The sequence below is a fragment of the Kocuria sp. BT304 genome (assembly GCF_003290245.1).
In the GTDB taxonomy this organism is placed as follows: domain Bacteria; phylum Actinomycetota; class Actinomycetes; order Actinomycetales; family Micrococcaceae; genus Kocuria; species Kocuria rhizophila_A.
The window spans coordinates 1,418,280-1,445,249 of sequence record NZ_CP030039.1 but is presented as its reverse complement, the minus strand read 5'-3'; the positions used below and the strand labels follow the sequence as shown (position 1 = coordinate 1,445,249).

Genomic DNA, 26,970 nt, shown 5'->3' with positions numbered 1-26,970 from the left:
GTCTCAGAGGCTCAGGTCGATGGCCCGCTCGGAGGGCTCCACGGGCTCCGGCAGGCGGGTCTGGCCCGTGAGGTGGCGCTCCACGTGCGCGGCGCACGCCCGGCCCTCGGCGATCGCCCAGACCACGAGGGACTGCCCGCGCCCGGCGTCCCCGCACGAGAACACGCCGTCCACCGCGGTCATGTAGGTCTCGTCCCGGGCCACGTTGCTGCGCTCGTCCAGGGCCACCGGCAGCTGCTCGGTGAGCTCCTGGGACTCGTTGCCCGTGAACCCGAGGGCCAGGAACACAAGGTCCGCCGGCAGCACCCGCTCCGTGCCGGGGCGGGGCACGCGGGAGCCGTCCTCCCGGTACTCGGTCTCGGCCACGCGCAGTCCGGTGACGTGTCCGCCCTCCCCCACGAACTCCACGGTGGAGGCCAGGTAGCTGCGCTCCCCGCCCTCCTCGTGGGACGTGGAGACCTCGAAGACCCGGGGCATCATGGGCCAGGGCTCCGCGTCTGCGCGGTCCACCGGCGGCTTGCGGCCGATGGCCAGCGACGTCACCGACGCCGCCCCCTGGCGCAGGGCCGTGCCGATGCAGTCCGAGCCGGTGTCCCCGCCGCCGAGCACGATCACGTGCTTGCCGTGCGCGTCGATGGGATCGGGGACCTCGTCCCCCTCCACCAGGTGGTTGGAGCGCACGAGGTAGTCCATGGCGTAGTGCACGCCCTCCAGGTCCCGTCCGGGGATCTCCAGGTCCCGAGGACGGGTGGCCCCGGTGGCCACGATCACGGCGTCGTAGCGCCGACGCAGCACGTCCCACGTGATGTCCCTGCCGATCTCCACACCGGGCCGGAACTTGGTGCCCTCCTGGCGCATCACGTCCAGGCGCCGCTCCAGCACGGACTTCTCGAGCTTGAAGTCCGGGATGCCGTAGCGCAGCAGTCCACCGATGCGGTCGTCCCGCTCGTACACGGCCACCGTGAAACCTGCCTGGGTCAGCTGCTGGGCGGCCGCGAGACCCGCCGGTCCGGAACCCACCACGGCCACGGTCCGGCCCACGAGCCGCTGGGGGATGTGGGGGGCGATCAGCCCGTCCTCGAACGCCTTCTCCCCGATCGCGTACTCCACCTGCTTGATGGTCACGGGCTGCTGGTTGATGCCCAGCACGCACGACGACTCGCACGGCGCGGGGCACACGCGCCCGGTGAATTCCGGGAAGTTGTTGGTCGCGTGCATCCGCTCGGACGCCTCGCCCCACTGCTCCCGCCACACGAGGTCGTTCCACTCGGGGATCAGGTTGCCCAGGGGGCAGCCCTGGTGGCAGAACGGCACGCCGCAGTCCATGCAGCGGCCCGCCTGCTCGTGCAGCACGCCGGCCTGCTGGCGCTGCTGCACCTCTTTCCAGTCCATCAGCCGCACCGGGACGGGACGCTTGGGGCGGTCCTCACGCTCGCGGACCTTCAGGAAACCACGGGGATCAGCCACGGCCGGTCACCTCCAGAATCTTGTGCCAGGTGCCGTCGCCGTCCGGGTCCTCGCCCTCGGCTTCGGCCTCGTTGCGCAGTGCGAGCACCGCGGAGTAGTCCCGCGGGAGCACCTTGGTGATGCGGGTCAGGCTCTGCTGCGGGTCCGCGAGCAGCTGCGCGGCGAACGCGGAGCCGGTTTCCTCGCCGTGGCGCTTGAGCAGGTCCAGGACCAGCTCGCGGTCCTCACGGTCCAGCTGCTCGAAGCGCAGCTCGCCCTTCTCCCGGGCCTGCCGGTTGACGTCGAGCTCGTCGAGGTCCAGCACGTAGGCCACTCCCCCGGACATGCCCGCACCGAAGTTGCGTCCGGTCTCCCCCAGGACGAGGGCGACGCCGCCGGTCATGTACTCGCAGCCGTGGTCACCGATGCCCTCGACCACCGCGGTGGCCCCGGAGTTGCGCACCAGGAAGCGCTCGCCCACCACGCCGTTGAAGAACATCTCACCGCTCGTGGCGCCGTAGCCGATCACGTTGCCCGCGATCACGTTCTCGTGCGCCACGAGGTCCGCGTCCCGCGGGGGCCGCACCACGATCCGCCCACCGGAGAGCCCCTTGCCGGTGTAGTCGTTGGCGTCCCCCTCGAGCCGCAGGGTGATTCCCCGCGGGATGAACGCGCCGAGGGACTGCCCGGCCTCGCCGGTGAGGGTCACGTCGATCGTGTCGTCGGCGAGCTCCTCGGTGCCCAGGGCACTGGTCACGGTGTAGCCGAGCATGGTGCCCACGGCGCGGTCCGTGTTGACCACCCGTTCCTGCACCCGCACCGGCTCGGCACGCTCGATGGCCGGCGCCGCAAGCGGGATGAGCCGGTTGTCGAAGTGCTTCTCGAGTTCGTGGTCCTGGGAGCCCGTGTTGCGCAGCCCGTCCGTGACGCCCTCCGCGCGGAAGGAGTCCAGCACGGGGCTCAGGTCCAGGCCCTTGGCCTTCCAGTGCTCCACGGCCTCCCGGGTGCGCAGCACCTCGGCGTGGCCCACGGCCTCCTCGATGCTGCGGAAGCCGAGCTGCGCGAGGTGCTCGCGGACCTCCTGCGCGATGAACTCGAAGAAGTTCACCACGTGCTCCGCCTTGCCCGTGAACCGCGAGCGCAGCTCGGGGTTCTGGGTGGCCACGCCCACGGGGCACGTGTCCAGGTGGCACTTGCGCATCATGATGCAGCCCTCCACCACCAGCGGCGCGGTGGCGAAGCCGAACTCCTCGGCCCCGAGCAGTGCGGCAACGACGACGTCCCGGCCGGTCTTGAGCTGCCCGTCCGCCTGCACCACCACGCGTTCGCGCAGCCCGTTGAGCCGCAGGGTCTGCTGGGTCTCTGCGAGACCGAGCTCCCAGGGCATGCCCGCGTGCTTGAGCGAGTTCAGCGGGGCGGCGCCGGTTCCGCCGTCGTGGCCGGAGACCAGCACGACGTCGGCCTTGGCCTTGGTCACGCCCGCCGCGACCGTGCCGATGCCCCGCTCCGAGACGAGCTTGACGTGCACGCGCGCCCTGGGGTTGGAGCGCTTGAGGTCGTAGATGAGCTGGGCGAGGTCCTCGATCGAGTAGATGTCATGGTGCGGTGGCGGGGAGATCAGGGACACCCCGGGGGTCGAGTGGCGCGTGCGGGCGATCCACGGGTAGACCTTCTGGGCCATGAGCTGCCCGCCCTCGCCGGGCTTGGCGCCCTGGGCCATCTTGATCTGCAGGTCGTCCGCGGAGGCCAGGTAGAGGCTGGTCACCCCGAACCGGCCCGAGGCGACCTGCTTGATGGCCGAGCGGCGCTCGGGGTCCACGAGCCGCTCGACGTCCTCGCCGCCCTCTCCCGTGTTGGACTTGGCGCCCAGCCGGTTCATGGCGATCGCGAGGGTCTCGTGGGCCTCCATGGAGATGGACCCGTAGCTCATGGCACCGGTGGAGAAGCGCTTGACGATCTCGCTCACGGGCTCGACCTCGTCGATGTCAACCGGCTCACGCGTGGACTCGAAGGTCATCAGCCCGCGCAGGGACGCGATCTCCCGCGCCTGGCTGTCCACCCGCTGCGTGTAGGACTTGAAGATGTCGTAGCGCCCGGTGCGCGTGGCGTGCTGCAGCCGGAACACCGTGTGGGGGTCGAAGAGGTGGCGGGGACCCTCGCGGCGCCAGTCGTACTCGCCGCCGGTCGCGAGGTCCCGGTGGGGTTCGGTGACGCCGTCCTCGGGGTAGGCCAGCCGGTGGCGGACCTCGGTCTCGGCGGCGATGACGTCCAGGCCCACGCCCTCGATCTGCGTGCGGGTGCCCGCGAAGTAGTCGGCCACGAGCTCGCTCGAGAGCCCGAGCGCCTCGAAGGTCTGGGCACCGCAATAGGACTGCACGGTGGAGATGCCCATCTTGGACATGATCTTCTGCACGCCCTTGCCGAGCGCGGTGATGAGGTTCGCGACCGCCTGCTCCTCGGTGACCCCCTGGATCTCCCCGCGGCGCACGAGCTCCTCGGCGGACTCCATGGCCAGGTACGGGTTCACGGCGGAGGCCCCGTAGCCCAGCAGCAGCGCCACGTGGTGGACCTCGCGCACGTCACCGGACTCCACGATCAGCGCCACCCGGGTGCGGGTGGCCGAGCGCAGCAGGTGGTGGTGCACCGCGGAGGTCAGCAGCAGGGACGGGATGGGGGCCCACACGCCGTTGGAGTCCCGGTCCGAGATGATCACGAACTGCACGCCCCGGTTCACGGCCGCGGAGACCTTCTCGCAGATCTCCGCGATCCGCTCCGCGAGGGAGCGGGCGCCGTCGAGCGGGCGGTAGAGCCCGCGCACGCGCAGACTCAGCGCGGCGCCGTCGTCGTCGTCCAGGTGCGCGAACTGGTCCAGCTGGTCGTTGTCGATCACCGGGAAGTCCAGCCGGATCTGGCGGGTGCGGCACTGCTGCGGGGAGAGCATGTTGCCCATGGGCCCCACGGCGCCGGCCATGGAGGTGACCAGCTCCTCGCGGATCGCGTCCAGCGGCGGGTTGGTGACCTGCGCGAAGGACTGCACGAAGTAGTCGTAGAGCAGCCGCGAGCGGTTGGAGAGCACGGCCACCGGGGTGTCGGTGCCCATGGCGTAGATGGGCTCGGCGCCCGCTGTGGCCATGGGGCCGATGATCTTCTTCAGCTCTTCCTCGGTGTATCCGAAGGTCTTCTGCCGCAACCGCACGGAGCGCGGCGGGTGCGTCATGTGCTCGCGCTCGGGCAGCTCCGAGATGGGGCGCACGGAGTCCCGCACCCAGTCCTGCCACGGACGGGAGGCCGCGAGTTCGGCCTTGATCTCGGCGTCCTCGACGATCCGGCCCTCGTCCGTGTCCACGAGGAACATGGTGCCCGGGGAGACCCGGCCCTTGCGCACGATCCTGCGCTGGCCCACGTCCACCACGCCCACCTCGGAGGCGAAGACCACCAGGCCGTCCTCGGTCTGCCAGTAGCGCCCGGGGCGCAGACCGTTGCGGTCCAGCACCGAGCCCACGCGCACGCCGTCCGTGAAGGACACGCACGCCGGCCCGTCCCACGGCTCCATGAGGGTGGAGTGGTACTCGTAGAACGCCCGCAGCTGCGGGTCCATGGTCTCGTGGTTCTGCCACGCCTCCGGGATCAGCAAGAGCATGGTCTCGGTGACGGGGCGCCCCGCGAGCTGCAGCAGCTCCGCGACCTCGTCGAGGGACTGCGAGTCCGAGGCCCCCTCGGAGCAGATGGGGAACAGGTCCTCGGGCTGGCGGCCCAGCACGGGCCCGGACATCGAGGACTGGCGGGCGCGCATCCAGTTGCGGTTGCCCACCACGGTGTTGATCTCCCCGTTGTGCGCCAGGGTGCGCATGGGCTGGGCCAGCGGCCAGGAGGGGAACGTGTTCGTGGAGAAGCGCGAGTGCACCACCGCGAGCTTCGTCTCGAAGCGCGGGTCGGAGAGGTCCGGGTAGAAGGGCTCCAGCTGCGCGGTGGTCAGCATCCCCTTGTACACGAGGGTGCGCGAGGAGAAGGACGGGAAGTACACGCCGTACTTGTTCTGGGCGCGCTTGCGCACGCGGAACACCTTCTGGTCCAGCTCGCGCTGCGCGGCCACGGGGTCGTACGACGCCGCGTCCCGCGCGAACAGGGACGCGGCGCGCTCGTTGTGGCGCCCGTCCGAGACGAAGAACTGGACGAACGTGGGCATCACCGCGCGCGCGGAGGTGCCCACGGCGTCGTCGACCACCGGCACGTCCCGCCAGCCCAGCACGGAGAGGTGCTCCATGCGGGCGAGCTCCTCGAGCGCGCAGCGCAGCTCGTCCAGGTGGTGCCCACCCGTGGGCATGAACGCCGTGCCCACGGCGTAGGCTCCCTGCGGCGGCAGCGTGAAGTCCACGGCCTCCCGCAGGAACGCGTCCGGGACCTGGGTGAGGATCCCGGCGCCGTCCCCGGTGCCCTCGTCCCCGCCCACGGCACCGCGGTGCTCCAGGTTGCGCAGGGCCGTCAGGGCGGCGTCGACGACGTCGTGGGAGGCCACGCCGTCGAGGGTCGCGACCACCGCGAGGCCGCAGGCGTCCTTCTCGTCCTCGGCGCGGTACAGGCCCTGGTCCTGCGGGACTGCGGAGAAGCGCTCGAACGGGGAGACGACCTCGGGCCCGTGGGGCGCGGTCTCGTGCTCGGGGGTCCCCTGTGCGGGAACGTGCTGCTGAGTCATGACGGAGCTCCTCACCAAGGGGTGGGCTGGTCTGGTGCGTCGACGAAGCCCGGGAACACTCGGTGGGTGTGCGGCGGGCGTCGTGAGATCCTGTGACGCCGGTGTCCGCCCCGTTGCGGAAAGGAAGCGGCTCTGCTGCGAGCCGAGGATCGGACCGGGCAGCCGTGTGGATGGGCGGTTGCGCGGTGCCTGGGTAACGTACCACGTAGTACACATCACAGCCGCGCGGGGACGGGCCATTCCAGCATGTGGACCACGGATGCCGAGAGGCCCCGGACCGCGGGGTCCGGGGCCTCTCAGCACGGGTCGCACCGCCCGCGGCGGGGCTCTCAGGAGGAGTGCGTGGGCTGGGGCTGCCGTGCCACGCCCGACTCCTGCGCAGTGCCGCGCCCGGTACGTCGGCCGAGCAGCACGTAGAGCACAATCCCGCCGAGCACGATGAGCAGGGAGGTCCACACGTGCACCCGGACCCCGGCGACCATCAGCGCAGGATCCACGCGCAGGAACATCTCGATGAGCATCCGCCCCACGCCGTAGTAGACCATGTACAGGGCGAAGATCCGCCCGTGGGTATTCCCTACGCGCCGGTCCACGAGCAGCAGCACCACCACGCCCAGCAGGTCCCACAGGCTCTCGTAGAGGAACGTGGGGTGGAACAGGGTGTCCGGGGGCAGCCCCTGAGGGAAGTTCGGGGACAGGGGGGAGATCTCCAGGCCCCACGGCAGCGTGGTGGGCTTGCCGAACAGCTCCTGGTTGAACCAGTTCCCCCACCGGCCCACGGCCTGGGCCAGCAGCAGCGCCGGGGCCACGCAGTCCGCGAACACGTGCAGCGGGATCCCGTTGCGGCGGGAGACCACCCAGGCGGCGGCGGCTCCGAAGAGCACGGCGCCCATGATGCCGAGCCCGCCCTCCCAGATCCGCAGCACGGCCAGCGGGTCCGCCCCGGGGCCGAAGTACCCGCGGGGGTCCGTGACCAGCACGTGGTACGCACGGGCGCCGACGATCCCGGCGATCACCGCCCAGAACACGATGTCCCACAGCACGTCCGGGTCCTGCCCGCGGCGCCGCCAGCGCTTCATGGTCAGCCACACGGCCAGTGCCATGCCCACCAGGATGCACAGCGCGTAGAAGTGGATGGTCAGGAAGCCCAGGTGGATGCTGCTGGTCCCCGGCGAGGGAATCGCGGCGGGCAGCAGCGCGGGCGTCATGCGCGCCCCGCGAGCTCGGCGGCGAGGCGTCCCACGGCCTCGGCACCGCCCTCGCCGAGGGCCCGCACGAGGGCGGTGCCCACGATCACGCCGTCCGCGTAGCGGCCGATCTCCAGCACGTGCTCCCGGCGGGACACCCCCAGGCCCACGCACACCCGCTGCGCACCGGCGGCCCGCGCCCGGGCCACGACGTCCTCCGCGGCCGAGGAGACCTCGTCCCGGGCGCCCGTGACGCCCATGACCGAAACGGCGTAGAGGAAGCCCGAGGCCGCGGCCACGGTCATGTCCATGCGCTCACGGGTGGTGGAGGGCGCCACCAGGAAGATCCGGTCCAGCCCGTGCTCCTCGGAGGCGGCGAACCACTGCCCCGCCTCGTCCGGGATGAGGTCCGGGGTGATGATCCCGGCTCCCCCGGCCTCCGCCAGCCGGCGCGCGAACTCGTCCACGCCGGTCTGCAGCACGGGGTTCCAGTAGGTCATGACCACGGGCACCGCGTCCGTCTGCTCGGCCACGGCGCGCACCACGGTGAACACGTCCGCCACGTGGAAGCCGTTGGCCAGGGACTGCGTGGTCGCGGCCTGGATCACGGGCCCGTCCATCACGGGGTCCGAGTACGGGATGCCGATCTCGATGACGTCCGCGCCGTTGCGGCCCAGGGCCACCGCGGCCGCCACCGACTCCTCGAGGTTGGGGTACCCCGCGGGGAGGTAGCCCACGAGCGCGGGGCGTCCTTCGTCGCGGCACTGCTCGATCCGGCGGGACAGCGCGGACTCGCCGCGGTCCGTGAGGCCCGCGGGAAGGATCCGCGCGGCCAGCCCGGTGGGTGCGGTCTCAGGGGTTCCGGTGGTGCTCACAGCTGTTCGCCTTTCTGTCCCACGCGTTCCTCGTGGCTGTCCTGCGGGAGCATGTCGAACCACTCCGCGGCCGTGGCGACGTCCTTGTCCCCACGCCCGGACAGGGACACCACGATGATCTTCTCCGCCGCGGCCTCCGTGCCGAGCTCCTCGACCCAGCGCTCGGCCACCGCCCGCGCGCCGGCCAGGGCGTGCGAGGACTCGATGGCCGGGATGATGCCCTCGGTGAGGCACAGCAGCCGGAAGGCGTCCATGGCCTGTTCGTCGGTCACGGCCTCGTAGGACACGCGCCCGATCGAGTGCAGGTAGGAGTGCTCCGGGCCGACCGCCGGGTAGTCCAGGCCCGCGGAGATCGAGTGGGACTCCACGGTCTGCCCGTCGGTGTCCTGCATCAGGAACGTCCTCGCGCCGTGCAGCACGCCCGGGCGGCCCAGGGAGATGGTTGCCGCGTGCCGACCGGTGGACACGCCGTCGCCGCCGGCCTCGTTGCCGTAGAGCTGCACGGAGGCGTCGTCCAGGAAGCCGTGGAAGATCCCGATCGCGTTGGAGCCGCCGCCCACGCACGCGGTCACGGCGTCCGGCAGGCGACCGGCCTGCTCGAGGATCTGCGCGCGGGCCTCCTCGCCGATCTGCTCGTGGAAGTAGCGGACCATGGCGGGGAACGGGTGGGGTCCGGCGGCCGTGCCCAGCAGGTAGTGCGTGGTGTCCACCGAGGCCACCCAGTCCCGCAGGGCCTCGTTGATGGCGTCCTTCAGGGTGCGGGAGCCGTTGCTCACCGCCACCACCTCGGCGCCGAGCAGGCGCATCCGGGCCACGTTCAGCGCCTGGCGCCGGGTGTCCTCCTCGCCCATGTAGACGGTGCACTGCATCCCGAACAGGGCCGCGGCGGTCGCGGTGGCCACACCGTGCTGGCCCGCGCCGGTCTCGGCGATCAGCCGGGTCTTGCCCATGCGCCGGGCCAGCAGGGCCTGGCCCAGCACGTTGTTGATCTTGTGGGAACCGGTGTGGTTGAGGTCCTCGCGCTTGAGGAACACGCGCACCCCGAGGGCCGGCCCGAAGCGCTCCGCCTCGGTCAGCAGCGAGGGCCGGCCCGAGTAGTCGCGGGAGAGCCGGGAGAACTCGGCGAGGAACTCCTCGTCCGTGCGGGCCTTCTCGAAGGTCTCGGTGAGCTCGTCGAGCGCCGCCACGAGGGACTCGGGCATCCAGCGTCCGCCGAAGTCCCCGAAGTACGGGCCGGGGGCGTCGCGCAGGGAGCCCGCGGCGGCGTCGTCGGCTTGCTGCGCCTGTGCGGCGGCGTGCTCGGCCTGGGCCGCGGGCGGGGTGGCCCCGGCCAGGAACTCGCCGCGCGCCAGGGCTGCCACCTCGCGGAAGCGGGCGATCCTCTGGGCGGGGTCCGTGGCGGTGACGAGCGCCTCCCCGGCGAGCACGGCGTGGGCGCCGTGGCCCGCGTACAGCCGGATCTGGTCCTCCCCGGCCACCCCGGACTCCGCGACCAGCACGGCGCCCTCCGGGGCCAGCGGGGCGAGCCGACCGAAGGTGTGCACGTCCACGTCCAGGCTCTTGAGGTCCCGGGTGTTCACGCCGATGATGCGCGCCCCGGCCGCAACGGCGCGCGCCACCTCGTCCTCGGTGTGGGTCTCCACGAGGGCGTGCATGCCCAGGTGGTGGGTGAGCTCCAGCAGCCGGGCGAGCGCGGCGTCGTCGAGTGCGGCCACGATCAGCAGCACGAGGTCCGCACCGTGGGCGCGGGCCTCCCACACCTGGTACTCCTCGACCACGAAGTCCTTGCGCAGCACGGGGATCCCCACCGCGCGCCGCACGGCGTCGAGGTCCGCGAGGGAACCCCCGAAGCGGCGCTGCTCGGTGAGCACCGAGATCACGGATGCGCCCCCGCGCTCGTACGCCGAGGCGAGCTCCGCGGGATCCGTGATCTGCGCGAGCGCGCCCTTGGAGGGGCTCGAGCGCTTGACCTCCGCGATGACCTGCACGGAGGCAGGGTCCGAGCCCCGCAGGGCCGCCTCCGCGTCGAGCGCGGGCGTCTGCTCGGCGGCCGCGCGCTGCACCTCATGCAGGCTCACCTGCGCCCTGCGGGTCTCGAGGTCCTCGCGCACCCCCTCGATGATCCTGTCCAGCACCGTGCCGGTGTGCTGCTGCGTCATGCGTCTCCCTCGTCCTGTGCCTGCTCCGCGGCCGCGCGTCCGCAGACGCGCGCCGCACTGATGGCAACGGCCAGTTCCCCGCTCGAGGAACTGGCCGTCATCCGGTGACTTCGATCCTGGCCGCGCCGCTGATCAGTGGCGCGGGCTCAGTGCGCGGCGGTCTTGGCGCCGCCCTTGCCGTAGCCCATGGCCTTGAGCACCCCGCCCACGATCAGCCCGACCACGATGAAGCCGATGCCCACCACGGTCACGGCCACGGAGGCGTTGACGAATCCCACGCAGCCCACGATGACGCCCACGGTCATCACCGCCACGCAGGCCCATCCGGCCACCGTGTTGCCGTGACCCACCGCGGCGGTGTGGTCCAGGATGATCTGATCGGTGTTCGACATGCGTGTCCACTCTCCCGTGCCGGTCGAGCCTGCGGCTCGTGCTGTGCCGGACCCGCGTGCAGCGGGGTCCGAGTCTTCTCTGCGCCCATTGTGCCACTTCCCGGGGCGCTCGGTGGGCACCGCGCGGCTCACGCGTCCCCGGTGGGGTCCTCGCCGCGGGTCAGGGCGTCCCACGTGTCGATGTCGTCCGCGTGCTCGGCGGCCTGGGTCTCCCCCGCGGTGCTCGGCGCCGCCGCGTCGGGCGCACCCCCGGTGGCCGACGCCGCCGTCCCCGCCGCGGTGGACCCCGGCCCGGCGCTCGGGGCGCCCTTCCGCCCCGGCGCGTCCGCGGGGTCGGGCCCGGTGGGGGACGTCACGGACTCGTTGACGGCCGGGGCGCCCCGGTCGTAGCGCCGGGAGGCGCGACCGCGGACCCGCTGGGCCACGAGCACGAGCCACACGCCGCACACGGCCAGCAGCACGGCGGCCGCGACCGCAGCCCACGGCCATCCCGTCATGGTGTAGTCCCCGCCGGCGTTGAGCACGCCGGTCTGGCGGCCCACCGCAGGCTGCGCGGCCGCGCGGGGATCCGCGGTCACCGCCAGCACGGCGACGACGCCGCCCACGCCCGCGAGTGCCACGACGGCGCCCACCACGGTGCGCAGCACGCGCCCGCCGAGGGCGGAGGCCACCGCGGCCACGGCGGCGACGAGACCCAGGGCGGTGACGGCCGGAGCGGCGTCGGCGCCGGTGACGTCCACCGTGACCGGCTGCAGGGACGTAGTCACGGCGGCGTGGATCCACGTGAGCGTGGTGGTGCCGAACAGGGCGAGCGCGCACAGCAGGGTGCTCAGGACGGCGGGGGCGGTGCGACGCAGCACGGGGTGCTCCTCGGGGGTTGCGGTGACGGCGCGCTCAGCGCGAGAGCGGACGCAGCGACTGGGCGATCAGCGCGGCGCGCAGGGGCGCGGTGGCCTTGTTCAGGGACTCCTGGGCCTCGGCCTCGGGCTCGGAGTCCGCCACGATACCCCCGCCGGCCTGGACGTACGCCCGGCCCTCGATCAGCAGGGCCGTGCGGATCGCGATGGCCATGTCCATGTTCCCGGCGAAGTCCATGTAGCCCACCACGCCGCCGTAGACCGCGCGCCGCAGGGGCTCGTACTCGTCCAGCAGCTGCAGGGCCCGCGGTTTGGGGGCACCGGAGAGGGTCCCGGCGGGGAACGTGGCGGCGAGGACGTCGTACGCGGTGACGTCCTCGCGCATCGTGGCCACCACGGTGGAGCACAGGTGCATGATGTGGCTGAAGCGCTCGATCTCCATGAACTCGCTCACGTCCACGCTGCCGGGCTCGGCCACCTTGGAGAGGTCGTTGCGTGCGAGGTCCACGAGCATGAGGTGCTCCGCCCGCTCCTTGTGGTCCGCGAGCAGGTCCTGGCCCAGGGCGAGGTCCTCGTCCACGGTGGCCCCGCGCGGCCGGGAGCCGGCGATCGGGTGGGTCACGGCCTGGCGACCGGTGACGGTCACGAGCGCCTCGGGCGAGGAGCCCACGATCGAGTAGGGCCTGCCCTCGGCGTCCTCGAACGAGTAGAGGTACATGTACGGGCTCGGGTTGATCCGGCGCAGGGTGCGGTAGACGTCCAGCGAGCTGGCTTCGCACGCCGCCTCGAAGCGGCGCGAGACCACCACCTGGAAGATCTCTCCGTCCACGATGGCCTGCTTGCCGCGGTCGATCGCGGACATGAACAGCTCGCGGTCCCAGGACTGCTCCACGGCGGTCTCCAGGTCCACGGTCCCCGGCTGCGCCACGGAGACCGTGCTGCGCTCCAGGGGGGTGGCCAGGCGCTGGACCATGGAGCGCAGGCGCGCCACGGCGTCGTGGTAGGCCTCGTCCACGTTCTCGTCCGTGCCGTTGAGGTTCACGGCGTTGGCCACGAGCAGCACCGAGCCGTCCTTGTTGTCGAGCACCGCCATGTCCGAGACCAGGTTCATGGCGAGCTCGGGCACGCGCAGGTCGTCCTCGGGCGGGTGGGGCAGCTTCTCCCAGTGCCGCACGGCCTCCCAGCCCACGAAGCCGACCATGCCACTGGTCAGGGGCGGGACGTCCTCGAACGGCTCGGTGTGCAGCAGCGCCATGGTCGCGCGCAGCGCCTCGAGGGGGTCACCGTCCGTGGGAGCGCCCGACGGCGCGTCGCCGAGCCAGTGCGCCTGCCCGTCCCGCGCGGTGAGGGTGGCCACGGAGCCCGCACCCACGAACGAGTAGCGGGACCACACCCCGCCCTCCGCGGCGGACTCCAGCAGGAACGTGCCGGGCCGCGCCGTCCCGTCCCGGGCGACGAGGGCGCGGTAGAGACCCACCGGGGTCAGCGCGTCCGCGAGCACGGTCATGCGCACCGGGACCACCCGGCGCGTGGCCGCGTGCTCCCGGAACTGCTCCAGGGTGGGGGTGATGGTGCCGAGCTCCTGCAATCTAGACCGCCTGTTCCGCGTGGAGGTCCCGCCCGTCGAAGCACGTGCGCGAACCCGTGTGGCATGCTGCGCCGGTCTGGTCCACCCGCACGAGCAGGGCGTCGCCGTCGCAGTCCAGGTGCACCGAGTGCACCCGCTGGATGTGTCCCGAGGTGTCCCCCTTGCGCCAGTACTCCTGGCGGGAGCGGGACCAGAACGTGACCCGGCCCTCCGTGAGGGTGCGGCGCAGGGCCTCGTCGTCCATCCAGCCGAGCATGAGCACCTCGCCGGTGTCGTGCTGCTGGACCACAGCGGCCACGAGGCCCGCGGCGTCGCGGGTCAGCCGCCGGGCGATCTCCGGGTCCAGGCCGCCGGTGGCGGGTGCGGGGTGCGTGCCGCTCATCAGCGCACCTCGTGGCCCGCGGCGCGCAGGGCCGCCTTGACGTCGCCGATCGCGTGGTCGGGCCCGAAGTGGAACACGGAGGCCGCGAGCACGGCGTCCGCGCCGGCGGCCACCGCCGGCGGGAAGTGCTCGGGGGAGCCCGCGCCGCCGGAGGCGATGAGGGGCACCCCCACCACCTCGCGGACCGCGGAGATCATCTCCAGGTCGAAGCCCTCGCGCGTGCCGTCCGCGTCCATGGAGTTCAGCAGGACCTCCCCCACCCCGCGCTCCTCGGCCTCACGGGCCCACTGCAGGGCGTCCAGGCCGGTGAGCGTGCGGCCACCGCGCGTGGTGACCTCGAAGCCCGAGGCCGTGTTCCCCGTGCGCCGCGCGTCCAGCGAGAGCACGAGCACCTGGCTGCCGAAGCGGCGCGTGATCTCGTCCACCACCTCGGGACGCTCCACCGCGGCGGTGTTGATCGACGCCTTGTCCGCACCGCAGCGCAGCAGCCGGTCCACGTCCTGCGGGGTGCGCACCCCGCCGCCCACGGTCAGGGGCACGAACATGGTCTCCGCCGTGCGCGAGACCACGTCGAACATCGTGTCCCGCTCGCCCGAGGACGCCGTGACGTCCAGGAAGGTCAGCTCGTCCGCACCCGCGAGGTCGTAGCGGGCGGCCAGCTCCACGGGGTCACCGGCGTCCCGCAGGTTCTCGAAGTTCACGCCCTTGACCACGCGCCCGGCATCCACGTCCAAGCACGGGATCACTCGCACCGCCACACCCATGGGCCTCGCCCCTTCCGTCCGTCGTTACTCGCTCGTCGTCCCGCCCGCGCCGTGCCCGGCGCGCGGTGGGGCTCGTCAGATCCGCGCCGCCTGGATCGGGGAGACCAGGATGGCGCGGGCGCCCACCTCGTAGAGCGCGTCCATGACCTTGTTGGTGTCCGCCTTGCGCACCATCGAGCGCACCGCCACGGCACCGTCGCGCCCCAGCGGGGAGATGGTGGGGCCCTCCATGCCGGGGGTGATCTCGGTGGCCGCGGGCAGCAGCTCCTCGCGGATGTCGTAGTCCATCATCACGTACTGCCGGGCCACCAGGACGCCCTGCAGCCGACGCCGCAGCACGCTCAGCCCCTCGGGCTCCGGTTCGTCACCGCGGCGGATCAGCAGCGCCTCGGAGGTCATGATGGGCTCGTCGAAGATTTCGAGTCCCGCGGCCCTCAGGGTGTTGCCCGTCTCCACGACGTCCGCGATCGCGTCCGCGACACCCAGGCGGATGGAGGACTCCACCGCGCCGTCCAGGCGCACCACCTCGGCGTCCACGCCCTGCTCGGCGAGGTGGCGCTCCAGCAGCACCTGGTAGCTCGTGGCGATCCGCTTGCCCTGCAGGTCCTGCACGGAGCCGAACTGCCCGAGCGGGCCCGCCAGGCGGAACGTGGAGCGGGCGAAGTCCAGGCACAGCTCCTCGGCGGCCTCGGCCCCGGAGTCCAGCAGCAGGTCCCGTCCGGTGATCCCGAGGTCCAGGGTGCCGCCGCCCACGTAGATGGCGATGTCCCGGGGGCGCAGGTAGAAGAACTCCACGCCGTTGTCGTTGTCCACGAGCACGAGCTCGCGGCTGCTGCGCCGCTGCCGGTACCCGGCCTCGGTGAGCATGGTGATGGCGGACTCGGACAGCGCGCCCTTGTTGGGCACGGCGACTCGCAGCATGGTGTTCCTCTCCGCGGGAGCGGTGTGGGTGGCAGGACGGCGGGACGCTGCGTCCCGGGGGCTCGCGGGGCGGCTCACAGGTGCGTGTAGACGTCCTCGAGGCTCATGCCCTTGGCGATCATCATGACCTGCACGTGGTAGAGCAGCTGGGAGATCTCCTCGGCGGCCTCGGCGTCCGACTCGTACTCGCACGCCATCCAGACCTCGGCGGCCTCCTCCACGACCTTCTTGCCAATGCCGTGCACGCCCGCGTCGAGCTCCGCGACGGTCTTGGAGCCCTCCGGTCGGCGGGCGGCCTTGGCACTGAGTTCGGTGAAGAGGTCTTCGAAGGTTTTCACCCTCCCAGGGTAATGGGTGTGTCCCCCTGCCCCGAACGCGGGCCCGCCGCCGGGGGATGCCGCTCATTACCCCAGGGTCAGTGCCGTGCTCAGTGCGGCGTGGGCGGCCTCGTAGCCCTTGTCCTCGTGGGAGCCCTCGAGCCCGGCCCGGTCCAGGCCCTGCTCCTCGGTGTCGCACGTGAGCAGCCCGAAGCCCACCGGGGTCCCGGTGCGCACGGACACCTCCGTGAGCCCTGAGGTGGCCGCGTGGCACACGTAGTCGAAGTGCGGGGTGCCCCCGCGGACGACGACGCCGAGCGCGACCACCGCGTCCACGTCACCCGCGAGCCGGCTCGCCGCGACGGGCAGCTCGAAGCTGCCGGGCACGCGCACCTGCACCACGTGCCCGGTACGGGCGTCCGCGAGCGCGCGCCGGGCGCCGTCGAGCAGCCCGTCCATGATGGTGGTGTGCCAGCTGGCGGCGACCACTGCGACGCGCAGCGTCGAGGCGTCGAGGGTCGTGGCGTCTGTGGTGGGTGCTCCGTGTCCGCTCATGAGTTCTCTCCTGGTGCGAGGTGGGTGAGGTGGTGGTGCATGCGGTCGCGCTTGGTGCGCAGGTAGTCGACGTTCTCTGTGCGGGGGCTGACCTCGTGGGCGAGCACGTCCGCCACGGTGATCCCGAGGGCCTCGAGCTTGCTGACCTTGTCCGGGTTGTTGGTCAGCAGCCGGACCGTGGTGAGGTTCATGGCCGTGAGGATGCGGGCGGCGGCCGTGTAGTCGCGGGCCTCGGCGGGCAGCCCCAGCATGGTGTTGGCGTCCACGGTGTCCGCCCCGGCGTCCTGGAGCTTGTAGGCCCGCAGCTTGTTCACGAGGCCGATGCCGCGGCCCTCGTGGTTGCGCAGGTACAGCACGGTGCCGCCGTGGGTGTGGATCCGCTCCAGCGCCAGGTGCAGCTGGGGTCCGCAGTCGCAGCGCCAGGACCCGAACACGTCCCCGGTGAGGCACTCGGAGTGCAGCCGCACGAGCGGCGCCAGCTTCTCCTCCCCCGCGGGCGGGGGCGCGGAGAGGGAGACGTGCTCGGTCGCGGGTGCCCCCGAGCGTTCCGGGACCCGCCAGCCGACCACGGAGAACGTGCCGTGGTCGGTGGGCACGGTCACCGGCTCGGAGTGCTCCAGCACCGGGGCGTGCGTGCCGCCCGGTGCCGCGCCCGCACGACGCCGCCCGCGTTCCTCGGTGCCCCGGCCCACGCCGTTCCGGACTCGGCTCATGCGCCGGCACCCCCCTGCGCACCGCTCACCGCGTCCGCGGCGGCGCGGCCGGCACCGTACCGTGCGTCGGACGCGGCCACGGGCGGGTCCTGCACGGTCGGGCGGGACCGCTCCCGGGCGACGTCGTCCCGGTCCGAGGCGTCCCGGTCGGGCGCGCACTGCTCAGCGGCGCGGCGGTCGGCGGCGTCGAGGTGGGCCACGAGGTCGGCGATGCTGATCATCACGAGTCCGTGCTCGTCCGCGAAGCGGCGCAGGGCGGGCGCGCGGCGGGGCTCACCGGCGTCGTCGACGATCTCGGCGATCGCGCCCACGGGCTCGCACCCGGCCAGGCGGGCGAGCTCCACGGCGGCCTCGGTGTGTCCGGGGCGCTCGCGCACGCCCCCGGGGACCGCGCGCAGCGGCAGGACGTGGCCGGGGCGGGTGAGGTCCGCGGCGGAGGTGCCCGGCTGGGCGAGCAGCCGGGCGGTCAGGGCGCGGTCCCGGGCGCTGATCCCGGTGGACACTCCCACCTTCGCGTCGCACGTCACGGTGTAGGCGGTGCCCTTGGCGTCCTCGTTGTGCGCGGTCATGGGAGGCAGGTCCAGCTGGTCCGCCCGCGGCCCGGTCATGGGCACGCACACGACCCCCGAGCTGTGGCGCACGGTGAAGCCCATGAGCGGCGGGCTCGCGTGCTGGGCGGCGAACACGAGGTCCCCCTCGTTCTCGCGGTCCTCATCGTCCACGACCACCACCGCGGCCCCCGAGGCGATGGCCGCGACCGCGTCCGGGACCGGGTCGAGCCGCACGGCCTGCGCCACCGGGGCCGCGCAGGCCGCGAGGCGCTCGGCGTACTTCGCGAGCACGTCCACCTCCAGGTTCACGGCCTCGCCCTCGGCCCGCGCCCCCAGGGTGGTGACCCGCAGGGTCTCCGGGATCACGCCCACCTCGAACCACGCCGGTGACTCGCCCGGTGCACTGACCGCCGTGACCGTGAGGGACACCCCGTCCACGGCGATCGAGCCCTTGACGGCGGTGTAGCGGGCGAGCTCCGCCGGCACCTCGACCCGCACCGTGTCCCACCCGGTGTGCCGCTCACGGTGGACCACGGTGCCCACGCCGTCCACGTGGCCCTGCACCACGTGCCCGTCCAGACGCTGGCCGGCCGCCGTGCAGCGCTCCACGTTCACGGTCTCGCCCGGGCCCAGCCGGCCCAGCGTGGTCAGGCGCAGGGTCTCCCCCATGACGTCCGCGGTGAACGTGGCCGCCCCCGCGTCCTCGCCGGGCACCGCGGTCAGGCACACCCCGTTCACGGCCAGCGAGCCGCCCCGGGGAAGATCCGCGACCAGCGCCCCCGCGCGCAGGTGGAGCCTGGCGGCGTCCTGCGCGAGCCGCTCCACGCGCTCCACGGTGGCCTGGGTTTCGACGATTCCTGTGAACACGAGCACTCTCCTCGGACCTCGCCGTGCCGGCGGCACGCTGCGGTCCTCCTGATCTGGTGGCGCCGTGGAACGGCGCCGTGGTCGGTGGTGGCGGGGCGGTGCGCACGCCGTCCCGGCGGGGTGGGGCGTCACCGGGGCGCGGCGTCACCCGGGTGGGACGTCAACGGGGTGCGGGGCGCAGGTGCCACCGCAGGTCCTCGCCCACGGCCGCGACGGGACCGTCCTGCACCCCCACGGGATCACCGCGCCACGACGACGCCGCCGCCAGCGTCGCGATGCCCAGCGCACCCACGGAGGCCGCGCCGTCGCCCAGCAGCAGCGGGGCCTGGTGGAGCCACAGCTCGTCCACGAGGTCCGCGGCGAGGAACGCGGCGGCGACCGTGGGCCCGCCCTCCACGAGCACGTGGGCCGCTCCCAGATCCCGCAGCCGCGTGAGCGCCTCCCGGGGGTCGTGAGTGCTCAGGTGGACGAACCGCCCGTCGAGCCCCTCGGCCGGGCCCGAAGTGGCCGGGGCGGAGGCGGCGGGAGTGGCGGTGACGGCGTCCGGTCTCGGTGCCAGGGACGGGGAGCCGGCCCCCGGGCCCGGCATCGAGGTCTCGGCGTCCGGGGCCTGCGCTGAGGTTTCGGTGGCCGCGCCCCACGTCGGGGCTGCGGAGCCCGCGTCCGTGCCCGGGACCGGGCCCCGTGAGGCGGTGTCGGCGGCCGTGGGGTCGTGCGCCGTGCCCACGCGGATTCGCGCCTCCGGGGGCACCGGCCTGGTGGACATCACCGCGCGCAGGGGCTGCCGTGCACACGGTGCCCCCTCGGCGTCGCGTGCCGTGAGGGCGGGGTCGTCGCCGCGCAGCGTGCCGCCACCCACGAGGATCGCGTCCACCCGGGTGCGCAGCGCGTGGCCCTCAGCCCGGGCCGGGAGCCCCGTGATCCACTGGCTCGTCCCGTCCGCCGCGGCCACCCGGCCGTCGAGGCTCTGGGCGATCTTGAGGCTCACGAACGGTCTGGCCTGCTCCCGGGCGCGCAGCCATCGCTCGTTGAGCTCCCGGGCCTCGTCGGCGAGGAGCCCGGCACGCACGTGGACGCCGTGGGAGCGCAGTGCCGCCCCTCCCCCGCGCGCCTCGGCCGTGGGGTCCGCGAGGGCGTAGACCACGCGGGGCACCCCGGCCGCCTCCACGGCCGCCGTGCACGGACCGGTGCGTCCCGTGTGGTGGCACGGCTCCAGCGTGACCACCAGGGTGGACCCCTCCAACGGGGTCCCTGCCGCACGGGCCTGCTGGAGCACGTCCACCTCGGCGTGGAGCGTGCCGGCCCCGCGGTGGTGCCCCACGTGCAGCAGCTGTCCGGTGGGTCCCAGCAGGGCCGCGCCCACCACGGGGTTCGCCCCGCGCACACCGCGGGCGGCCGCGGCCAGGGCGGCCCGCATCCCGGCGGTCTCGGCGGCCGTGAAGGTGGCATCGGACGCGGGGTCCACCGCCCGGTCGCGGGTCGTCCGGTCAGCCGTGGGCAGCACCTCGGGGGCGGCCGAATCAGGCGTCCCCTCCGCTGCCACCCCGGCAGCGGAGGACGGCGCGTGCCCACCCCGTGCGGAACCGCTGGGACCTGCGGGGGCCGGCCCCGCGGCGTCGTCGGCGGCGCTCACGGGCGGTCGTCCTTCACCGAGAGCTGCAGGTCCGGGAAGCCCGTGCCGATCGTGGCCGCCCGGCGCTGGCGCGTGTTGACGCGCCACCACACGAAGAAGCCCGCGAGCGTGAACCCCCCGTAGAACAGGTACATCAGGCCGGAGGCGTAGTAGCCCGCGGAGAACAGCAGGGGCACGCCCACTACATCCACGAGCACCCAGAACAGCCAGAACTCCACCCAGCCCCTGGCCATGCCGAGGGTGGCGAGCAGCGAGCCCATGAAGATCCAGGCGTCGGCCCACACGGGCTCGTAGGAGCCCAGGGCGCGAAACACAGGGGTCAGTGCGGCGGTGCCGAGCACCATGGCACCCACCAGCAGGATGCGCTGCCGGCCCGAGGCCCAGCGCGGGGTCACGGCCTCCTGCTGGGCACCCCGGGAGCGGCGCCACTGCACCCAGCCGTACACGGACACGGCGATGAACATGATCTGCCGCCCCGCCTGGCCCAGGAGGTTCACGGGATTGGGGGTCTCGAAGACCGCCCCCAGGAAGACCGTCAGCAGGATCGCGTTGCCCACGATCCCCACGGGCCACGCCCAGACCTTCCGGCGCATCCCACCCAGTGCGGACAGCAGCCCGAACACGTTGCCGAGCACCTCGCGCCACAGGATGAAGCCGTCGCCCACTCGCAGCTGCGCGTCGAACAACCAACGCAGGACGTCCACGGTGTCTCCTCTCAACCCGCCACGAATCAGTGGTTCCGGGGAGTCAGGAGCACGTGCACGGTGGGAGCCGTGCGGCGGACGGCACCACGGAAAAACCCTCAGGGGCCCACCCGCACTGCTGATGCGCCGCGGGATCGCGGTGCCCACGTGTACCTACCATCCAGACTGTACTGTCGGCACCGGAATTCCACCGGTTCGGCCGTTCACCCCGCACCAGCCGGACCACTGCCTCCTGGACGGAGGGGGTCCCGCGTGCACGGCGTTCACGGTTCGCGGACTGTCACCGCCGGTTCGGAATTGCACCGACCCCGGAACACGTTGCTCCTGCCAGTATGCCACGCGTCACCCACGCGCCGTGGCCGGGGTGGGAGGGGTTCGCCCTCAGCCCATGTGACGCCGTGCGGTGCCGCGCAGCGCCTCGATCGCCGCACCGGGATCCTCCGCGCCGTACACGGCCGAACCGGCCACGAAGGTGTCCGCGCCGGCCTCGGCCGCGCGCACGATCGTCTCCTCGGTGATCCCGCCGTCCACCTGCAGCGCCACGGTGCCGCCGTGCGCGCGCACGGCCTGCGCCGCCCGCCTCAGCTTGGGCAGCGTGACGTCCAGGAACTTCTGGCCGCCGAAGCCCGGTTCCACGGTCATCACGAGCAGCATGTCCAGCTCCGGGAGCAGGTCCAGGTACGGCTCGACGGGCGTGGCCGGGCGCACCGCGAGTCCCGCCTTCGCGCCCGCGGCCCGCAGCTCCCGGGCCAGCTTGACCGGGGCGGCCGCGGCCTCCGCGTGGAACGTCACGGACGCGCAGCCCGCCTCGGCGTACGCGGGCGCCCAGCGGTCCGGGTCCTCGATCATCAGGTGCAGGTCCAGCGGCACGGGCGAGACCGCCTGCAGCCGCTCGACCACGGGCAGGCCCAGGGTCAGGTTGGGGACGAAGTGGTTGTCCATCACGTCCACGTGGGCGGCGTCCGCGGTGCTGATGCGCTGCAGCTCCTCCCCCAGGTGGGAGAAGTCGGCGGAGAGGATGGACGGGTGGATGTCACAGCGGGTCATGGGGTTCCTCCTGCGTGGCGGGTCGAGTGGGCGGGACGAGTGGGCGCGCTGGCCCCCGGTCAGGCGGTGCGGCGCAGCGCGACCATGTACATCGCGTCGGTGCCGTGCACGTGCGGCCACAGCTGCACGCTCGTGCCGCCGCCGGGGACCTCGTGGCGCACGGCGCGGTCGCCGTCGAGGGCACCGGGAAGGGCGGCGCGTGCGGCGAGGTCTGCCGTGTCCAGCACCGTGACGTCCGTGCGCTCGTCCAGCAGGTCGTGCAGGACGTCGTGGGTCTCGGCGGTGTGCGGCGAGCACGTGGCATAGAGCACCACGCCCCCGGGGCGGGTGGCGTCCACCGCGGCGCGCAGCAGCTCCCGCTGGACGGTCGCGAGGTCCGCGACGTCGGACGGTGTGCGCCGCCACCGGGCCTCCGGGCGGCGCCGCAGCGCCCCCAGCCCGGTGCAGGGCACGTCCACGAGCACGCGGTCGAAGCCCCCCGGGTGCCAGCCGGGGACCTCACGGGCGTCACCGGTGCGCATCTCCCAGGCGTCGCGGGGCACGGGCTGCAGGGACTGGCGCACGAGCTCACCGCGGTGCTCGCTCACCTCGTTGGCGAGCAGGTGGGCCCCGCGCTCGTGGGCCAGTGCCGCGAGCAGTGCGGCCTTGCCACCGGGGCCGGCGCACAGGTCCGCCCAGCGCCCGGAGTCCTCGGTGACGTCTGCGGCGGCCAGCACCCGCGCCACGAGCTGCGAGCCGGCGTCCTGGACGCGCACCACGCCCTCTCGGGTGCCAGGGACGCGGTGCACGTCCCCGCCACCGCTCACGGCGCTTCCCGGGACGAGGTCCCCGGGCTCGGCACCGGCCTCGAGCGCACCCTCCAGGGACCCGAGCCCGGGCAGGGCCACGAGGTGCACGCGCGGTGCCTCGTTGTCCGCCTCCAGCAGGGCCGTGATCTCCTCGGGGTCCCGGCCGTTGGCACGCAGCGCGCGGCGCAGGGCCCGGATCTCCCACACGGGGTGGGCGTGGCGGATGCCCATGCGGCGCCACCGGTCGGGCTGCTCGGCCTCCAGGGCCCCGAACCACTCCTCCTGGCTGCGGCGGGCGACCTTGCGCAGCACCGCGTTGACGAGCCCGGCGGGCCCCTGCCCGATCTCCCCGCGCACGAGGCCCACCGTGGCGTCGAGCGCCGCGTGGTCTGGCACGCGCATGGCCAGCAGCTGGTGGGTGCCCAGCCGCAGGGCGTCCAGCACCGCGGGGTCCAGCTGCTCCAGGGGGCGGTCCACGCACTCGGCGAGCACGGCGTCCCACGTGCCGCTGAAGCGCATGGCCCCGTAGCCCAGCTCCGTGGCGAACGCGGCGTCCCGCCGGTCCAGGCGCAGCTCCCGCACCAGCGCGGGCAGCACCAGGTTGCCGTAGGCGTCCTCGGAGGTCACCGCCCGCAGCGCGCGGAACGCGGCCAGCCGGGCCGGATCGGACTGGCGGCGCCGCTGTCCCGGCGCCTGCGCGGAGTAGGCCCGCTCGTGCTGGGCCCGCCGGTTGCGCTCGTGGCCCTTGGCGTTGCGGCGCGAGCCGGTCGACGCCGCCCCGTCACGGTTCTCCCGGCCGCGGCGGTCACCGCTGCGGGCACCGCGCTCGCCGGGGCCGCCGCGACGGTCACCGGGTGCACCGGGGCGGTCCGTGGCGCCGCCCCGCCGGTTGGACGGACCACGACGGTCCGAGGAGCCGCGGCCTCGAGGGTTCTGCGAGCTGCCCGACCCGTGGGTGCTGCGGTCCTGACTCATGTGAACGCCACCTGTTCCCTGTGTTGTGTGCCCCGGGCCCAGTCCAGGGCCGACATGGGCTTCTTGCCGCCGGGCTGCACGCGGGTCAGTTCCACCGCGTAGGACCCGGTTCCCGCGTAGACCCGCTTCTCCCGGATCACCACGTGACCCGGGGCGATGCCCGTGACGCCGGGTGCGGGGACCACGCGGTCCACCTTGAGCCGCTGGCCCTCGAACTCCGTCCAAGCCCCGGGCTCGGGTGTCACGCCCTGGACGTGGTGCGCGACCGCCACCGCGGGGTGCTGCCACGTGATCCGGGCGTCCGCGCCCGTGAGCTTGGGGGCGGCGCTGGGCTCGCCCCGTTGGGCCTCGGGACGCACCGCCCCGGAGGCCACCCCCAGGAGGGACTCCGCGAGCAGCGGTGAGCCCTCGCGGGCCAGCCGCGCGAGCACGGTGCCGGCGGTGTCCTCCTCGCGGACCTCGTCCGTAAGGGTGCCCACCACGGGGCCCGTGTCCATGCCCTCGTCCAGGACGAACGTGGAGGCGCCCACCACGGTGTCACCCGCCATGAGCGCGCGCTGCACCGGTGCTGCCCCGCGCCACTGCGGGAGCAGGGAGAAGTGCAGGTTGACCCAGCCGTGCTCGAACACCTCCAGCGCCGGGCGGGGCAGCAGGGCGCCGTAGGCCACCACCGCACCGATCCGGGCGCCCGTGACCCGCAGGGCCTGCTGCACCTCGGGGGTCACGCGGTTGGCCTTGAGCACGGGCAGGCCCAGCTCCTCGGCGCGCCGCCCCACCGCGGAAGGGGTCATGACCCGCTTGCGGCCCACGGGCGCGTCCTCGCGCGTCAGCACGGCGCGCACCTCGATCCGGGGATCCTCGTGCAGCGCCTCCAGCGGTGCCACCGCGGTCTCCGGGGTGCCCGCGTAGACGATCGGCAGTGCGGTCCCGCTCATCGTGCACCTCCCGGGCGTCGGGTTTGCTCGGCCCCGTGCTGCGCGCGCGGTGCGCCGCCGGACGAACAAGCGCCGCGCCGTGTGCGGGACGCGCCCGGGCCGGAGGCGCGTCCGAACGCGGAACCGGGCCCCGCGGCGTCGTCGGAGGACCGAACGAACGAGGACGCCGCGGCCCCGGTGGCCCGTGGCGCGTCACCGGCGGGACGGGGGGCGACGCCGCGCTGCTCGTCCCGCTCCCGGGCGATCCGCTCGGCGGTGGCGCGGAAGGCCTCCCCGCGCAGCTGCCGCATGGCGTCCCTGCGGTGCTCGCCCTCCAGCCGATCCACGTAGAGCGTGCCCCGAAGGTGGTCGGTCTCGTGCTGGAAGCAGCGGGCCAGCAGACCGGTGGCGTCCCGGCGCACCGGGCGGCCGTGCATGTCCACGCCCGTGAGGGTGGCGCTGTCCATACGGGGCGTCTCGTAGGAGAGGCCGGGCACCGAGAGGCACCCCTCCCCGCCGTCCTGTGGCTCGTGGCCCACGCTCAACCGGGGGTTGACCACGTGGCCCTCGTCCCCCTCGATGCCCCACGTGAAGATCTGCAGCCCCACTCCCACCTGGGGCGCGGCCAGGCCGACACCGCCCACGGCGTACATGGTCTCGACCATGTCCCGCACGAGCGTGCGCAGGGACTCGTCGAACTGCGTGACCTCCTGGGCCGGGGTCCGCAGCACCGGGTCCCCGATGGTGCGGATGCGCAGAATACTCACCGTCTGATGCTCTCCTAGCGTGGATGGGGCGGGTGCGAACAGCGGACCTCAGTCTACGGCGGGCCCGGCCACGGTCCGGGCCGCGGTGCCCACCGGTGCGGACACCCGGCCCGTGGGCCGACCCTCGAGCGGCGGCGGGGCGATGCTGCGCAGCTGCGGGCCGGCCGCCTCCAGCTGCGCGGCGCGGGCCCACACCTTGGCCAGCGCGCAGAACTTGTACCAGTGGGCCGGCAGGTGCTCGCCCACCGCCTGGACGCTCAGCGCCTCCGTCTCGCCGATGGCCACGGCCATCAGGACCTCCGCATCCCCGTAGGGCCACGGCTCCCACTGCCCGGTGGCGGCGTCCACGAGCGACTCCTCGGCCTTGAGGCCCGCGACGAGCTGGGTGACCACCTTGGGGTCCGGGGCCTTCACGCGCCCGGTACGGTCCGTGCCCTTGGTCTTGTAGTCGATCAGGCACACCTTCCCGCCGATCCGCGCCACGAGGTCCAGGGTTCCGGCGTAGCCCACGGCGGAGTTCCACACCGTGATCTCCGCGGCCAGCGGCTCCGGGCGGTAGAGCTCCCACCACTGGTCCGCGCTGTCCGCGAACCGCGCCTCGTGGTGCTCCTCCAGGTCCGCACGGGCCCGCTCCACGTCGTGCTCGCGCCCCATGGCGCGCAGGGCCAGCTGCTCGCAGTAGTCGTGCACCCGGTCACCGCGCTGCGCGGCCTGGTCCCGGTGGCGCTCGGCGGCCTTGGCCGCGTGGTTGACCAGGGCACGGCGGCGGCGTGAGTCCCGCAGGGCCTCCGGCAGCTGCGGGTCCGTGGCCAGGGCCTGGGCCGCGCTGTAGCCGTACCAGCCGCCGAGGTCGTTCGCCTCGCAGCCGATGATCGTGGTGATGGAGGGCACCTCGAGATCCCCGCCCTCCCTGCGCGCGTACATGCGACCGGTGGGCGTGGACTGGGCCAAACGAGGTTGCGTCATGGGATCCAGCGTAGGAACGCGCGCAGACACGGACAGCGCGCAGCCCGGCCCCGGACGACGACGCCGCGGCGCGGGCGGGTGCCCCCGTCACCGAGCGCGCGGGGCCGGCGCAGCGGGCCGGAGCGGGGTGCGGAGCCGAACGGGGTGCGGAGCCGAACGGGGGTGCGGGCACGAAAAAACCCGGCCCCTTCCGGGACCGGGTTTCTCGTCGTTCCGTGCGCGATACTGGGATCGAACCAGTGACCTCTTCGGTGTGAACGAAGCGCGCTACCGCTGCGCCAATCGCGCTTGCAACGTTGAAAACTCTAGAACACATGATCCGGGATCGGCAAATCCGACCCGGATGTCCCACGGAACCCCGGCCGCCCCACCGTCGTCGGCGCGGACCGAACCCCGATTTGCCCGGGCCCCCGGGTGTGGGTAGTGTTCTTCCTCGTTGGCAACGCCCCGCAGGCCAGGCCCACCGGACGGAAACGACCGGAAGTCGCAGCAGGCGGGAAGCGCGAGAACCTGTGATAATGTTTCCGCTCGGAAGAACGGAACACGGCATCGCCGGGGACCGGATGACCAACAATGCGGACGTAGCTCAGCTGGTAGAGCATCACCTTGCCATGGTGAGGGTCGCGGGTTCGACTCCCGTCGTCCGCTCGCAGTTTTCGACCCCTGGTCGAGACCTGAGACCCTGTCCTCCAAGGATCTGGTCCCCGGTGGGGTGGCCGAGTGGTTAGGCAGCGGCCTGCAAAGCCGTCTACGCGGGTTCGAATCCCGTCTCCACCTCGGTGCAACCACCCCGTCCAGTGCACTGGACGGCGAGCGCGATTGGCGCAGCGGTAGCGCGCTTCCCTGACACGGAAGAGGTCACTGGTTCGATCCCAGTATCGCGCACCAGAGAAAAACCCCGGAACCGAT

Annotated in this window: 22 protein-coding genes, 4 tRNA genes and 1 riboswitch; of the genes, 3 read left to right on the top strand and 23 right to left on the bottom strand. The window is 73.2% G+C overall.

Features of this window, described 5'->3' with window-relative positions; genetic code table 11:
* Positions 1–3 precede the first annotated feature (3 nt).
* From DNL27_RS06485 to DNL27_RS06370, 23 genes are all read right to left on the bottom strand, one after another.
* The gene (locus DNL27_RS06485; RefSeq protein ID WP_012398252.1) at positions 4–1,467 is read right to left on the bottom strand and encodes a glutamate synthase subunit beta; all 1,464 of its coding nucleotides are present in this window, start codon (positions 1,465–1,467) and stop codon (positions 4–6) included.
* Entirely contained in the window at positions 1,460–6,139 is a 4,680-nt protein-coding gene (gltB, locus tag DNL27_RS06480; RefSeq protein ID WP_112235048.1) for a glutamate synthase large subunit, read from the bottom strand. Before gltB ends, DNL27_RS06485 begins: the two co-directional genes overlap by 8 nt.
* A 329-nt stretch (positions 6,140–6,468) precedes the next feature.
* Positions 6,469–7,347 carry a prolipoprotein diacylglyceryl transferase gene (gene lgt, locus DNL27_RS06475; protein WP_112235047.1) on the bottom strand — a complete coding sequence of 293 codons (879 nt, stop codon included), beginning with the start codon at positions 7,345–7,347 and terminating at the stop codon, positions 6,469–6,471.
* Positions 7,344–8,201 carry a tryptophan synthase subunit alpha gene (gene trpA, locus DNL27_RS06470; RefSeq protein ID WP_012398249.1) on the bottom strand — a complete coding sequence of 286 codons (858 nt, stop codon included), beginning with the start codon at positions 8,199–8,201 and terminating at the stop codon, positions 7,344–7,346. The genes lgt and trpA overlap by 4 nt, the downstream gene beginning before the upstream one ends.
* On the bottom strand, positions 8,198–10,360 hold the full coding sequence (locus tag DNL27_RS06465) for a bifunctional phosphoribosylanthranilate isomerase/tryptophan synthase subunit beta (RefSeq protein ID WP_112235046.1): 2,163 nt from the start codon (positions 10,358–10,360) through the stop codon (positions 8,198–8,200). Before DNL27_RS06465 ends, trpA begins: the two co-directional genes overlap by 4 nt.
* Positions 10,361–10,506: 146 nt before the next feature.
* Positions 10,507–10,752, bottom strand: coding sequence for an HGxxPAAW family protein (locus DNL27_RS06460; RefSeq protein ID WP_058954847.1), 246 nt, complete (start codon positions 10,750–10,752; stop codon positions 10,507–10,509).
* 128 nt (positions 10,753–10,880) lie between these two features.
* Positions 10,881–11,612 carry a Trp biosynthesis-associated membrane protein gene (locus DNL27_RS06455; RefSeq protein WP_112235045.1) on the bottom strand — a complete coding sequence of 244 codons (732 nt, stop codon included), beginning with the start codon at positions 11,610–11,612 and terminating at the stop codon, positions 10,881–10,883.
* Between the two features lie 34 nt (positions 11,613–11,646).
* Positions 11,647–13,197 carry an anthranilate synthase component I gene (locus DNL27_RS06450; RefSeq protein WP_012398245.1) on the bottom strand — a complete coding sequence of 517 codons (1,551 nt, stop codon included), beginning with the start codon at positions 13,195–13,197 and terminating at the stop codon, positions 11,647–11,649.
* Between the two features lies 1 nt (position 13,198).
* The gene (gene hisI / locus DNL27_RS06445) at positions 13,199–13,579 is read right to left on the bottom strand and encodes a phosphoribosyl-AMP cyclohydrolase (RefSeq protein ID WP_112235044.1); all 381 of its coding nucleotides are present in this window, start codon (positions 13,577–13,579) and stop codon (positions 13,199–13,201) included.
* Positions 13,579–14,343 (bottom strand): imidazole glycerol phosphate synthase subunit HisF, encoded by a 765-nt coding sequence (gene hisF, locus DNL27_RS06440; protein ID WP_112235043.1) that lies wholly within the window; start codon positions 14,341–14,343, stop codon positions 13,579–13,581. The genes hisI and hisF overlap by 1 nt, the downstream gene beginning before the upstream one ends.
* 75 nt (positions 14,344–14,418) lie before the next feature.
* The gene (hisG, locus tag DNL27_RS06435; RefSeq protein WP_112235042.1) at positions 14,419–15,264 is read right to left on the bottom strand and encodes an ATP phosphoribosyltransferase; all 846 of its coding nucleotides are present in this window, start codon (positions 15,262–15,264) and stop codon (positions 14,419–14,421) included.
* Positions 15,265–15,338: 74 nt separating this feature from the next.
* Positions 15,339–15,602, bottom strand: coding sequence for a phosphoribosyl-ATP diphosphatase (locus DNL27_RS06430; protein WP_112235041.1), 264 nt, complete (start codon positions 15,600–15,602; stop codon positions 15,339–15,341).
* A gap of 66 nt (positions 15,603–15,668) precedes the next feature.
* On the bottom strand, positions 15,669–16,136 hold the full coding sequence (ribH, locus tag DNL27_RS06425) for a 6,7-dimethyl-8-ribityllumazine synthase (RefSeq protein WP_112235040.1): 468 nt from the start codon (positions 16,134–16,136) through the stop codon (positions 15,669–15,671).
* Positions 16,133–16,849 carry a GTP cyclohydrolase II gene (locus DNL27_RS06420; protein WP_112235039.1) on the bottom strand — a complete coding sequence of 239 codons (717 nt, stop codon included), beginning with the start codon at positions 16,847–16,849 and terminating at the stop codon, positions 16,133–16,135. Before DNL27_RS06420 ends, ribH begins: the two co-directional genes overlap by 4 nt.
* Complete coding sequence (gene ribB / locus DNL27_RS06415) at positions 16,846–18,267, bottom strand: 3,4-dihydroxy-2-butanone-4-phosphate synthase (RefSeq protein WP_112235038.1); 1,422 nt, start codon at positions 18,265–18,267, stop codon at positions 16,846–16,848. Before ribB ends, DNL27_RS06420 begins: the two co-directional genes overlap by 4 nt.
* A gap of 160 nt (positions 18,268–18,427) precedes the next feature.
* The gene (ribD, locus tag DNL27_RS12435) at positions 18,428–19,900 is read right to left on the bottom strand and encodes a bifunctional diaminohydroxyphosphoribosylaminopyrimidine deaminase/5-amino-6-(5-phosphoribosylamino)uracil reductase RibD (RefSeq protein ID WP_239494256.1); all 1,473 of its coding nucleotides are present in this window, start codon (positions 19,898–19,900) and stop codon (positions 18,428–18,430) included.
* Positions 19,897–20,604 carry a nicotinamide riboside transporter PnuC gene (pnuC, locus tag DNL27_RS06400; RefSeq protein WP_041297351.1) on the bottom strand — a complete coding sequence of 236 codons (708 nt, stop codon included), beginning with the start codon at positions 20,602–20,604 and terminating at the stop codon, positions 19,897–19,899. Before pnuC ends, ribD begins: the two co-directional genes overlap by 4 nt.
* A 144-nt stretch (positions 20,605–20,748) precedes the next feature.
* Positions 20,749–20,924: riboswitch (FMN riboswitch) on the bottom strand.
* A 61-nt stretch (positions 20,925–20,985) separates the two neighbouring features.
* Entirely contained in the window at positions 20,986–21,651 is a 666-nt protein-coding gene (gene rpe / locus DNL27_RS06395; RefSeq protein ID WP_112235037.1) for a ribulose-phosphate 3-epimerase, read from the bottom strand.
* Positions 21,652–21,710: 59 nt separating this feature from the next.
* A complete protein-coding gene (locus DNL27_RS06390) occupies positions 21,711–23,414 on the bottom strand; it encodes an RsmB/NOP family class I SAM-dependent RNA methyltransferase (protein WP_112235036.1) in 1,704 nt (567 codons plus the stop codon).
* Positions 23,411–24,334, bottom strand: a complete 924-nt coding sequence (locus DNL27_RS06385) for a methionyl-tRNA formyltransferase (protein ID WP_112235780.1) — start codon at positions 24,332–24,334, stop codon at positions 23,411–23,413. Before DNL27_RS06385 ends, DNL27_RS06390 begins: the two co-directional genes overlap by 4 nt.
* Before the next feature lie 11 nt (positions 24,335–24,345).
* Positions 24,346–25,095: a peptide deformylase gene (def, locus tag DNL27_RS06380; RefSeq protein ID WP_112235035.1), complete on the bottom strand. Its 750-nt coding sequence runs from the start codon at positions 25,093–25,095 to the stop codon at positions 24,346–24,348.
* A 48-nt stretch (positions 25,096–25,143) separates the two neighbouring features.
* A complete protein-coding gene (locus DNL27_RS06375) occupies positions 25,144–26,061 on the bottom strand; it encodes a cytochrome (protein WP_112235034.1) in 918 nt (305 codons plus the stop codon).
* A gap of 216 nt (positions 26,062–26,277) precedes the next feature.
* Positions 26,278–26,349 (bottom strand) — tRNA-Val (locus DNL27_RS06370).
* A 287-nt stretch (positions 26,350–26,636) separates the two neighbouring features.
* On the opposite strand from DNL27_RS06370, the gene DNL27_RS06365 reads away from it, so the two are divergent.
* From DNL27_RS06365 to DNL27_RS06355, 3 genes are all read left to right on the top strand, one after another.
* Positions 26,637–26,709 (top strand) — tRNA-Gly (locus DNL27_RS06365).
* 58 nt (positions 26,710–26,767) lie between these two features.
* A tRNA-Cys gene (locus DNL27_RS06360) sits at positions 26,768–26,838 on the top strand.
* A 36-nt stretch (positions 26,839–26,874) separates the two neighbouring features.
* A tRNA-Val gene (locus DNL27_RS06355) sits at positions 26,875–26,949 on the top strand.
* Positions 26,950–26,970 lie beyond the last annotated feature (21 nt).

Coding starts and splice junctions, on each gene's coding strand:
- rpe (WP_112235037.1), bottom strand. CDS start 21,651: ATGACCCGCTGTGACATCCACCCGTCCATCCTCTCCGCCGACTTCTCC.
- DNL27_RS06375 (WP_112235034.1), bottom strand. CDS start 26,061: ATGACGCAACCTCGTTTGGCCCAGTCCACGCCCACCGGTCGCATGTAC.
- lgt (WP_112235047.1), bottom strand. CDS start 7,347: ATGACGCCCGCGCTGCTGCCCGCCGCGATTCCCTCGCCGGGGACCAGC.
- DNL27_RS06390 (WP_112235036.1), bottom strand. CDS start 23,414: ATGAGTCAGGACCGCAGCACCCACGGGTCGGGCAGCTCGCAGAACCCT.
- hisF (WP_112235043.1), bottom strand. CDS start 14,343: ATGGGTGTGGCGGTGCGAGTGATCCCGTGCTTGGACGTGGATGCCGGG.
- ribH (WP_112235040.1), bottom strand. CDS start 16,136: ATGAGCGGACACGGAGCACCCACCACAGACGCCACGACCCTCGACGCC.
- DNL27_RS06465 (WP_112235046.1), bottom strand. CDS start 10,360: ATGACGCAGCAGCACACCGGCACGGTGCTGGACAGGATCATCGAGGGG.
- hisG (WP_112235042.1), bottom strand. CDS start 15,264: ATGCTGCGAGTCGCCGTGCCCAACAAGGGCGCGCTGTCCGAGTCCGCC.
- DNL27_RS06420 (WP_112235039.1), bottom strand. CDS start 16,849: ATGAGCCGAGTCCGGAACGGCGTGGGCCGGGGCACCGAGGAACGCGGG.
- gltB (WP_112235048.1), bottom strand. CDS start 6,139: ATGACTCAGCAGCACGTTCCCGCACAGGGGACCCCCGAGCACGAGACC.
- DNL27_RS06460 (WP_058954847.1), bottom strand. CDS start 10,752: ATGTCGAACACCGATCAGATCATCCTGGACCACACCGCCGCGGTGGGT.
- hisI (WP_112235044.1), bottom strand. CDS start 13,579: ATGAGCGGCACGCACCCCGCACCCGCCACCGGCGGCCTGGACCCGGAG.